This window comes from Streptomyces sp. NPDC002092 (assembly GCF_053593775.1).
Genome location: NZ_JBSFDG010000005.1, coordinates 510663 through 517955, shown reverse-complemented (window position 1 = coordinate 517955; position 7293 = coordinate 510663). Strand labels below are relative to the sequence as shown.

Below are 7293 nucleotides of genomic sequence, written 5' to 3'. Positions count from 1 at the left end.
GGTACTGCAGGGGGGACCCTGTGGGAGAGTAGGACGCCGCCGAACAATTGTTGAGAAAACCCCCGCACCATTCGGTGCGGGGGTTTTCTGCGTTTTAGGCATTAGGTCTCGGGCCCTTCAAAGAGGGCCCTCCCCTCACAAACGTCCCGCCGCCTTCAATGCCAGATACGCATCTGCCAGTGCCGGCGCCAGTTCTTCCGGCGTCTCGTCGACGACTGTGACTCCGTGACGGCGGAGCTGCTCCGCTGTGCGGTGGCGTTCACTTTGGGCCTGGGCTGCGGCTGCAGCTTCGTAGACGGACTCCGTGTTTCCACGGGCGTTCGCCATACGGGCGATGTATGGATCCGCTACTGATGCCATCAGAACTGTGTGGCGCTGGGTGAGTTGGGAGAGCACGGGCAGCATGCCTTCCTCCACGGGTGCCGCATCGAGGCTGGTGAGCAGCACGATGAGCGAGCGGCGGGGGGCCGTGCGGAGTGCGGTCGCTGTCAGGCCTCGAGCATCCAGTTCGACCAGTTCGGGTTCGAGCGTGGCCATCGCGTTGACCAGGGACGGGAGGACGTCGCGTGCTGTGCGGCCCTGGACGAGGGCGCGTACCCGACGGTCGTAGGCGAGCAGGTCCACCCGGTCGCCGGCGCGTGAAGCGAGTGCCGCCAGGAGCAGGGCCGCGTCCATGGAGGCGTCCAGGCGTGGGGCATCGCCCATGCGGCCTGCGGAGGTGCGGCCGGTGTCCAGGACGATCAGGATGTGACGGTCGCGTTCGGGACGCCACGTGCGCACGGCGACCGCGGACTGGCGTGCCGTCGCACGCCAGTCGATGGAGCGGGTGTCGTCGCCCGGTACGTACTCGCGCAGGCTGTCGAATTCTGTGCCTTCGCCGCGGGTGAGCACACTGGTGCGGCCGTCGAGCTCGCGGAGGCGGGCGAGTTTGGAGGGCAGGTGCTTGCGGCTCGTGAAGGGGGGCAGGACGCGTACCGTCCAGGGGACCTGGTGGCTGCCTTGGCGTGAGATCAGACCGAGGGGGCCGTAGGAGCGGATCGTCACGCGGTCTGCTTCACGGTCGCCGCGGCGGCTGGGGCGTAGCCGGGTGGTGGCCCGGCGGCGTTCGCCTGCAGGCACAGTCAGGCGGTGGCGCGAGGCCGCGATTTCCGTGCCGGACTGCCAGCTGCTGGGGGGCCAGGCGTCACGCAGACGGGCCCGGAGGAGACGGCGCGATGGATTGGTGACGGCGAGGGTCACGTCGGCGGCCTCGCCCAGGCGGACGGACGTGTCGCCGGAGCGGGTCAGGCCTAGGCGCCGTACCGGTGCCGCGAGGGCAAAGTCGCAGGCGCAGGCCAAAGCCAGTGGGCCGTTCACAGCGAGGATGCCCGTCCAGCTTGGGTCCCAGATACCGACGGGGAGGGAGCCGAGGGCCGCGAGGAGCGCGGCGCGTCCGGTGAGTGGCATCAGCGGGGGACGGGGACGTGGGCGAGGATCGCGTTGATGACGGAGTCGGCCGTGACGCCTTCCATCTCCGCCTCGGGGCGGAGTTGCACGCGATGTCGGAGAGTGGGGAGGGCCAGGGCTTTGACGTCGTCGGGGATGACGTAGTCACGGCCCGTGAGCCATGCCCATGCGCGCGCGGTGGCAAGGAGGGCCGTGGCGCCGCGTGGGGAGACGCCCAGGGTGAGCGAAGGCGACTCGCGGGTGGCCCGGCAGATGTCCACCACGTAGGCGGTGATTTCCGGGGAGATGGTCGTCTTGGCGACCGCGGCGCGAGCGGCCTCCAAGTCGGCCCCGCCGGCCACGGGGCGTACGCCGGCGGCGCGCAGGTCGCGCGGATTGAAGCCCTCGGCGTGTCGGGTGAGGACGTCGATCTCGTCCTGGCGGGAGGGAAGAGGGACCGTCAGTTTGAGGAGGAAACGGTCCAGTTGGGCTTCAGGGAGGGGATATGTGCCCTCGTACTCGAGGGGGTTCTGGGTTGCGGCGACCAGGAAGGGGTCGGGGAGCGGGCGTGGGGTGCCGTCGACCGTGACCTGGTGTTCCTCCATGGCTTCCAGGAGGGACGACTGGGTCTTCGGGGGCGTGCGGTTGATCTCGTCGGCCAGGAGGATGTTGGTGAAGACCGGACCGGGCTGGAACGAGAACTCGGCGGTGCGAGTGTCGTAGACCAGGGAGCCCGTTACGTCGCTCGGCATCAGGTCGGGGGTGAACTGCACGCGCTTGGTCTCGAGTTCGAGTGCGGAGGCGAGGGCGCGTACGAGCAACGTTTTGGCGACCCCGGGGACTCCTTCTAGTAGTACATGTCCGCGGCAGAGGAGGGCGACGACGAGGCCGGTCACGGCAGGGTCCTGGCCGACCACGGCTTTGGCGATCTCGGCGCGCAGGGCCTCCAGGGAGGCTCGGGCTTTGCCCGGATCCCCGGTGTGCCCGGCGTTGTCAGTGGTCGGGTCCATCATGGACGGCGTACCTCTCTTTCGAGGGCGTCGAGTTGGTCGGCGAGGGCGATGAGGGCCGCGTCGTCGCCTGGCGGCGGGCCGAAGAGGAGGGGCTGCAGGGCCTGCCCGTCGCCGTGGAGATGGGCGGACAGGGCGGGGAGCAGGGCCTCGGGCGCGTGCGCCTGGGTGACGGGGACGCCGACGAGGGGGGCGAGGCGGGTGCGGGTGGTGGAGCGAAGAGCGGCGGCCGCGCGGTCGCGGGCGTTCGCCTTGCGGTAGAGGCGGGCGCGGCCTTCGACTGTTTCGGAGGCGCGGATCGCCACGGGGAGTTTTTCGGGCACGAGGGGGCCCAGTCGGCGTGCCCGCCAGAAGGCGGCGAGGGCTGCCGCGACGAAGAGTTGCAGCGTGCCCCAGCGCCAGCCGGAGGGGAGCAGGTCGAAGAAGCCTTTTTCGTCGCCCGTGTCGGCTGCGGAGTTGTCGGAAAGAGAGGGGAGGTACCAGACCAGATGAGGGCGGGAGCCGAGGAGTTGGAGGGCGAGCGAGGCGTTGCCCTCCTTGTCGAGGCGGTCGTTGATGAGGATGTCGGGCGCACCGAGGACGACGGTGTCGCCGTTTCCGGAGGTCTCCGGAATGCGCAGGAGGGTGGCCAGGCGCTCGCTGCGGTAGCACTCGTCGGCGCCGAGGCGTGTGGTGGTGTAGCGGAGGCCGCCCGTGTCTGCGGTGCCCGCGCGGCGGGCGGCAGGCAGTTGGCAGTCGGGTGGCAGCGTCGAGTCGAGGCTGGTCGCGGGGTCCGCGGTGACGCCGGGGGCAAGCTTCTCGACCGAAGAGCTGCCCGGGGCGATGAGAACGGTGCGGCCACCGGAGTGCGCGGTCGCGGAGTGCAGCCGGGTCTGTTGACGGGGTGTCAACAGGTCGGGGAGGGCGACCAGGAGGGTTGTGTCAGGGGCGGCTGCTGCGCGCGCCCCCTCCAAAGTGGTGACCACGCGTGTGGACACACCGCGGTCGGCGAGGAGTTCGGCGATGGCGCGGCTGCCCTGGGGGTCGACGGAGCGTGGGTCGAGTTCGCCGTGCCGGGTGTCGGAGCGGATCACGGCGATCACGACGGCAGCCGCCAGGAGGAGCACTACGGCGAGTGCAATGCCGCGTGCGCGGGTCCACACCTGGCGGGCGGTGGGCGAGGCCGAGGTGGACGGGAGCATGACCTCGGTCGTCATCCGGCGGCTCCCTGGCGGGCGCTGTGGGCTGTGCTGGGGATGTTGCTCGCGAGCTGGGGTTTGGTGCGTTCGAGGTCGCGGTCGAGTTCGGCCATGCGGTGGTACGACTGCTCGCTCGCCCTTCGGCCGCCGTATGTCACGTCGTCGAAGTCCCGGGCCGCGGCGTGCAGCCTGTCTCGGTGGTCGGGCAGTGCGCGACCTGCTTCGGCGGCTGCCTCGTCCGCGGTGCGGCCGGGGCGGATGTCGAGGAGCGCGCGTTCCTCGAGGGAGCGGACGATGCCGCGCATGCGCTCCTGGACGGCTTGGTTCCAGTGGCCCTGGGCGGCGTGCGCCTCGGCGGCCGCGCGGTGTTCGGCGGCGCTGCGGGGGCGGTCGTCGAACAGGGCGGCGGACGAGGAGAGTTCACGCCGTGGTGTGCCCAGCCGCAACCACAGTGCGCCCAGCAGTGCGAGGACGGCGACGATGACGACGACCAGGCCGAGTGCGCCTCCGGGCGTCGCGGCCGCCGCCGAGCCGAACAGCTTGTCGACCCAGTCCCAGAAGGCGTTCAGGGCGCGCTGGAACAGGCTGGGGTCGTTCTCGTGGTACATGCGCTTCGACAGCTCACGACGGGCTGCCTCACGTGCGGGATCCCGGGGGATCGTCACCGGCGGCTCGTCGCCGGAGTGCGCCAGCGACAGGACGGATGTGTTGCCGGCACGCAGCAGCGTCCGTACGGCCGATTCTGCGGCGCGCGGCAGGACCGTCGGCACCGCTGTGAGAACTCCCCCCGTCATGTTCACTGCATCAGCCCCCCGAGCCGGCGTCGGCCCCGTAGCCCTGGACGCCGGCGGCGCGGGCCAACTCGAGATCCAGTGCTTCGCGGCGGATGCGCTGGTCGATGTAGAGGAGCACGGTGACGCCGGCGTTGATCGGGAAAGTGATCATGGAGCCGATCACCGAGCCGATCCCGCTGATGATGAGGAAGGTCCAGCCGAGGTTGTTGCCCTGACCGTTGAGGAAGCCGACGACGCCTTCGCCGCCGAGCGCTGCGGCGAGGAAAGTGAACGGGATGACGACGATCGCCGAGATGATGTTCGCGATGATTCCGGCGAGCAACTGGATACCGAGGACACGCCACCAGGAGCCTCGGACCAGCTTCGCGGATCGGCTCATCGACTTCACGACGCCCTGCTTCTCCAGCATCAGTGCGGGCGAGGCCAGGGAGAAGCGGATCATCATCCACAGGGCGACGACGCCGGCGGCGAGGCCGCCCAGGACGGCGAGTGCGACACCCCCGTCGGCGTTCCCGAAGACCGCCACGAGGATGCCGGGCAGCGCGCCCACGAAGACGATGGTGACGGCGATGAGAGGCAGCAGCAGGATCAGGCCGAACAGCTTCATGACCTGAGGGCGGGCATCGCGCCAGGCTTCGCCCGTGGTCACGGGGCGGCCGAGGACCGCGCGGCTGGTGACGGTGGTGAGCAGGGCGGTCGCGGCGACTGTGGCGATCAGAGAGATCAGGAAGACCGCGCCGGAGCTGAGCATGACCTCGCCCATGGCCCGGGTCAGTTCGCTCGCGGTGGCGCTCGGGTCGTTGAGGGCCGCGGTGCTGGTGTCGTTGAGTACCAGGCCCTGGAGCAGGATGACGAGGACCTCGGTGACCACCGCAACGGTCAGGGAGATGCCCAGCACTGTGCGCCAGTAGGTGCGCATGGTGGAGACGGCGCCGTCGAGGATCTCGCCCACGCCGAGCGGGCGGAGCGGGATGACGCCGGGCTTGGCGGCGGGTGGGGGGCCGCCCCAGCCGCCGCCCCATGCGGGGTATCCAGGAGTGCCGTGGGCCTGGAAGCCGCCGGGACCGTGGCTCCCGGGGCCGGGGGGAGGCTGTGTGCCCCAGCCGGGGCGCGGCGGTGGGGGTGGCGGAGCAGGTCGGCCGGAGCCTGCCGGATCGGCGGGCGCGGACCACTGGCCGGGTGGCGGCTGCTGCTTGGACCACTGCGGGCCGGGGCCCTGCGGGTCAGGCGTGTCCTGCGGGTCGGAACCGGGCTGGTCCGCGGGCTGCGCGGGGCCGGGTCGGTCGGTGGGCCCGGCAGCGCCGGACGCGCCGGGCTCCTGCCCGTCGGACGGGGCAGATCCGGGCGAGGCCCAGCCCGGAGTGTCTTTCATCGTCGCTCCTTCACGGTGCCCGTCCGCGGTCGCGGCGGCAGGTTGGCAGCCATCGTGCCATGGGGTGGTCGCCGAGGTACCGGCCGCGGTATGGGCTGCACACCTTCAATTGTCTGCGGGATACGGGGCAGACTGATCGCATGGCTGATCAGTACGTGCAATCCGGCGAAGACAGCAGTCCGACCGAGATACCGGCGATCCGCTGGGACGAGCCACCAGAAGGGCCCGTACTGGTACTTCTCGACCAGACGAGATTGCCGGCCGAGGAGGTCGAGCGGGTTTGCACGGACGCGCCCGCGCTGGTGGAGGCGATCCGTTCGCTGGCTGTGCGTGGGGCGCCGCTTCTCGGCATCGCCGGAGCGTACGGTGTCGCGCTCGCCGCCGCGCGCGGCTTCGACGTGGACGAGGCCGCAACCGCGCTGGCAGGTGCCCGGCCCACTGCGGTGAACCTCGCTGTCGGAGTGCGCAGGGCCCAGACCGCCTACCGGACCGAGTTCGCCAGGAGCGGCGATGCCGGGCAGGCCGCGGCGGCGGCGCTTGCCGCGGCCCGTCGGCTGCACAAGGAGGACGCCGAGGCCAGTGCCCGTATGGCCGAGTGCGGGCTGGCACTTCTGGACGAGCTGCTGCCCGGTGGCGGGCACCGGATCCTCACCCACTGCAACACCGGGTCGCTGGTGTCGGGCGGGGAGGGGACCGCCTTCGCGGTGGCGCTCGCGGCGCACCGCGTGGGGAGGTTGCGGCGGCTGTGGGTGGACGAGACGCGTCCATTGCTGCAAGGCGCTCGCCTGACCGCTTATGAGGCGGCCCGCAGCGGCATGGCGTACACCTTGCTCACGGACAACGCGGCGGGCTCGCTCTTCGCGGCCGGCGAGGTGGACGCGGTGCTGATCGGGGCGGACCGCATTGCGGCCGACGGTTCGGTGGCGAACAAGGTCGGGAGCTATCCGCTCGCGGTGCTCGCGCGGTACCACCATGTGCCGTTCATCGTGGTGGCACCGCTGACGACCGTGGATCCGGACACCCCCGACGGGGCCTCCATCGAGGTCGAGCAGCGGCCCGGCCATGAGGTGACGGAGGTCACCGCACCTCAGGTGCCGGTGGCAGGAGCGGAAGCAGGGGGCGGGGTTCCGGTGGCGCCCCTGGGGACCCAGGCCTACAACCCGGCGTTCGATGTGACGCCGCCCGAGCTGGTGACCGCGATCGTCACGGAACAGGGTGCCGTCTCGCCCGTGACGGCTGAGGCTCTTGCGGAGCTCTGTGCCAGGTCGCGCGAGGTGACGATCAGCTGAGGGGGAGCTCGGCTTGGGTGAGGTTGCCCGGTAGAGGTTCGAGGCCGGCAAAGGGTGCTTTCCCGCTCGTCCAGCAGTGAGGGATCGGGCGGGCATGCCATGTTCGTAGCGGTGTCGTAGCAGTCCGGCCAGGAGTCACTAGGCCGACCGTATGGTCAGCCTGCGCCTACCCTGGGTAGCTGACATCCGTGGCTGACATCGACGTCGCGGGACAGGGGCAGACAG

General features: G+C 70.8%; 6 protein-coding genes. 1 reads left to right on the top strand and 5 read right to left on the bottom strand.

The genetic code is table 11. The features are described 5' to 3' along the window. Positions 1-135: 135 nt before the first annotated feature. Genes ACWCRD_RS14940 through ACWCRD_RS14920 form a run of 5 tightly spaced genes read right to left on the bottom strand, consistent with a single transcriptional unit; the run spans position 136 to position 5779 of the window. A complete protein-coding gene (locus tag ACWCRD_RS14940) occupies positions 136-1446 on the bottom strand; it encodes a DUF58 domain-containing protein (RefSeq protein ID WP_450966228.1) in 1311 nt (436 codons plus the stop codon). Beyond that, positions 1446-2435: an AAA family ATPase gene (locus ACWCRD_RS14935; protein ID WP_450966227.1), complete on the bottom strand. Its 990-nt coding sequence runs from the start codon at positions 2433-2435 to the stop codon at positions 1446-1448. The genes ACWCRD_RS14940 and ACWCRD_RS14935 overlap by 1 nt, the downstream gene beginning before the upstream one ends. Continuing rightward, positions 2435-3631, bottom strand: a complete 1197-nt coding sequence (locus ACWCRD_RS14930) for a DUF4350 domain-containing protein (RefSeq protein ID WP_450966226.1) — start codon at positions 3629-3631, stop codon at positions 2435-2437. Before ACWCRD_RS14930 ends, ACWCRD_RS14935 begins: the two co-directional genes overlap by 1 nt. Next, complete coding sequence (locus ACWCRD_RS14925; RefSeq protein WP_450966225.1) at positions 3628-4413, bottom strand: DUF4129 domain-containing protein; 786 nt, start codon at positions 4411-4413, stop codon at positions 3628-3630. Before ACWCRD_RS14925 ends, ACWCRD_RS14930 begins: the two co-directional genes overlap by 4 nt. A 4-nt stretch (positions 4414-4417) precedes the next feature. Further along, entirely contained in the window at positions 4418-5779 is a 1362-nt protein-coding gene (locus ACWCRD_RS14920) for a hypothetical protein (protein WP_450966224.1), read from the bottom strand. 140 nt (positions 5780-5919) lie between these two features. Between ACWCRD_RS14920 and mtnA the strand changes: the two genes are divergently transcribed. Further along, positions 5920-7068 carry an S-methyl-5-thioribose-1-phosphate isomerase gene (mtnA, locus tag ACWCRD_RS14915; protein WP_450966223.1) on the top strand — a complete coding sequence of 383 codons (1149 nt, stop codon included), beginning with the start codon at positions 5920-5922 and terminating at the stop codon, positions 7066-7068. The last annotated feature ends 225 nt before the right edge of the window (positions 7069-7293 follow it).